A 2868-nucleotide genomic window follows, 5' to 3' on the forward strand; every position below is an offset into this window, starting at 1 on the left:
GAACTGTCTCACGACGTTCTAAACCCAGCTCGCGTGCCGCTTTAATGGGCGAACAGCCCAACCCTTGGGACCAACTCCAGCCCCAGGACGCGACGAGCCGACATCGAGGTGCCAAACCATGCCGTCGATATGGACTCTTGGGCAAGATCAGCCTGTTATCCCCGGGGTACCTTTTATCCGTTGAGCGACACCGCTTCCACCAGCCAGTGCCGGATCACTAGTCCCTGCTTTCGCACCTGCTCGACCCGTCAGTCTCACAGTCAAGCTCCCTTATACACTTACACTCAACACCTGATTGCCAACCAGGCTGAGGGAACCTTTGGGCGCCTCCGTTACCCTTTAGGAGGCAACCGCCCCAGTTAAACTACCCACCAGGCACTGTCCCCGATCCGGATCACGGACCCGAGTTAGATGCCCAGAACGACCAGAGTGGTATTTCACCAACGACTCAACACCCACTAGCGTGAATGCATCCCAGTCTCCCACCTATCCTACACAAGCCGAACCAAACACCAATACCAAGCTATAGTAAAGGTCCCGGGGTCTTTCCGTCCTGCCGCGCGAAACGAGCATCTTTACTCGTACTGCAATTTCACCGGGCCTGTGGTCGAGACAGCGGAGAAGTCGTTACGCCATTCGTGCAGGTCGGAACTTACCCGACAAGGAATTTCGCTACCTTAGGATGGTTATAGTTACCACCGCCGTTTACTGGCGCTTAAATTCTCCGCTTCACACACCGAAATGCGCTAACGGGTCCTCTTAACGTTCCAGCACCGGGCAGGCGTCAGTCCATATACATCGCCTTACGGCTTCGCATGGACCTGTGTTTTTAGTAAACAGTCGCTTCTCCCTGGCCTCTGCGGCCACCACCAGCTCCCACCGCACGGGCGTTCACCAGCAATGGCCCCCCTTCTCCCAAAGTTACGGGGGCAATTTGCCGAATTCCTTAACCACAGTTCACCCGACCGCCTCGGTATACTCTACCTGACCACCTGTGTCGGTTTCGGGTACGGGCCATGCACACACTCGCTAGAGGCTTTTCTCGGCAGCATGGGATCACTCACTTCACCACCACGGCTACGCATCACCCCTCACCCACAGTGAGCACGGATTTCCCTGCACTCACGGGCTACAGGCTTACACCAGCACAACCACACACTGGCAGAGCTACCCTCCTGCGTCACCCCATCACTTAACTACTACTCCCTCAGGTCCCACGCAGCACATGCACCACCCCACAAAGGGAGCGACACACACACCGGATGGTTAGTCTCAGAAGCCTCGCTATGGACGCGTGCACACGGGTACGGGAATATCAACCCGTTCTCCATCGACTACGCCTGACGGCCTCGCCTTAGGCCCCGACTCACCCTGGGCGGACGAACCTTCCCCAGGAACCCTTGGTCATCCGGCGGCAGAGATTCTCACTCTGCACTCGCTACTCATGCCTGCATTCTCACTCCCACACACTCCACACCCACTCACGCAGATGCTTCACCACATGCAGGACGCTCCCCTACCCAACAACACACAGTGCTGCCGGCACGGCTTCGGCGGCGCGCTTCAGCCCCGCTACATTGTCGGCGCAGGACCACTTGACCAGTGAGCTATTACGCACTCTTTCAAGGATGGCTGCTTCTAAGCCAACCTCCTGGTTGTCTCAGCGATCCCACATCCTTTCCCACTAAGCGCACACTTGGGGGCCTTAGCCGATGCTCTGGGCTGTTTCCCTCTCGACGATGAAGCTTTTCCCCCACCGTCTCACTGCCGCGCACCACTCGGGCGTATTCGGAGTTTGGCTGATCTCAGTAACCCACCGGGCCCATCGACCAACCAGTGCTCTACCCCACCCCAGCTCAACACGACGCTGCACCTAAATGCATTTCGGGGAGAACCAGCTATCACGAAGTTTGATTGGCCTTTCACCCCTACCCACAGCTCATCCCCCAGGTTTTCAACCCTGGTGGGTTCGGGCCTCCACACGGTCTTACCCGCGCTTCACCCTGGCCATGGGTAGATCACTCCGCTTCGGGTCTGCACCACGCGACTCAACGCCCTCTTCAGACTCGCTTTCGCTCCGACTCCCCCACACACGGGTTAACCTCGCCACGCAGCAGCAACTCGCAGGCTCATTCTTCAAAAGGCACGCCATCACACACCACACAGGCATGCTCTGACGGATTGCAGGCACATGGTTTCAGGAACTCTTTCACTCCCCTCCCGGGGTACTTTTCACCATTCCCTCACGGTACTATCCACTATCGGTCACCAGGAAGTATTTAGGCTTGACGAGTGGTCCCGCCAGATTCACAGCACCCTCCACGGAAATGCTGCTACTCGGGGAAACACCACCACACGCACCGCACAAACTTTCGCCTACGGGACTCTCACCCACTCCGGCCAGGCATCCCAACCTGTTCAACTAGCCTGCACAGACACGCTGACGGACCAGCAGATCCCTCCAGCAGCGCCCCAACAACCCCGCACACGCAACCCCTGCCGGGTCTCCCACGCGCACGGTTTAGCCTCCTCCGCTTTCGCTCGCCACTACTCACGGAATCACCAGTGTTTTCTCTTCCTACGGGTACTAAGATGTTTCACTTCCCCGCGTTCCCCCCAACGCCCTATACATTCAGACGCTGGTAACCCGACATCACTCGGGCTGGGTTACCCCATTCGGACACCCTCGGATCACAGCTCGGTTGACAACTCCCCGAGGACTATCGCAGTCTCCCACGTCCTTCATCGGCCCCTGGTACCCAGGCATCCACCATGTGCCCTACACAACTTGGCCACAAAGATGCTCGCACTCACTATACAGTTCTCAAACAACAACCACGAGACAACACACCCACACCCCACACACCA

Annotated in this window: 1 rRNA gene; it reads right to left on the reverse strand. The window is 57.8% G+C overall.

What is annotated here, in order from left to right:
• A 23S ribosomal RNA gene (locus IQ251_RS19510) occupies nt 1-2794 on the reverse strand; the annotation flags it as partial.
• Nucleotides 2795-2868 lie beyond the last annotated feature (74 nt).

The organism is Saccharopolyspora montiporae, from assembly GCF_015209505.1.
In the GTDB taxonomy this organism is placed as follows: domain Bacteria; phylum Actinomycetota; class Actinomycetes; order Mycobacteriales; family Pseudonocardiaceae; genus Saccharopolyspora; species Saccharopolyspora montiporae.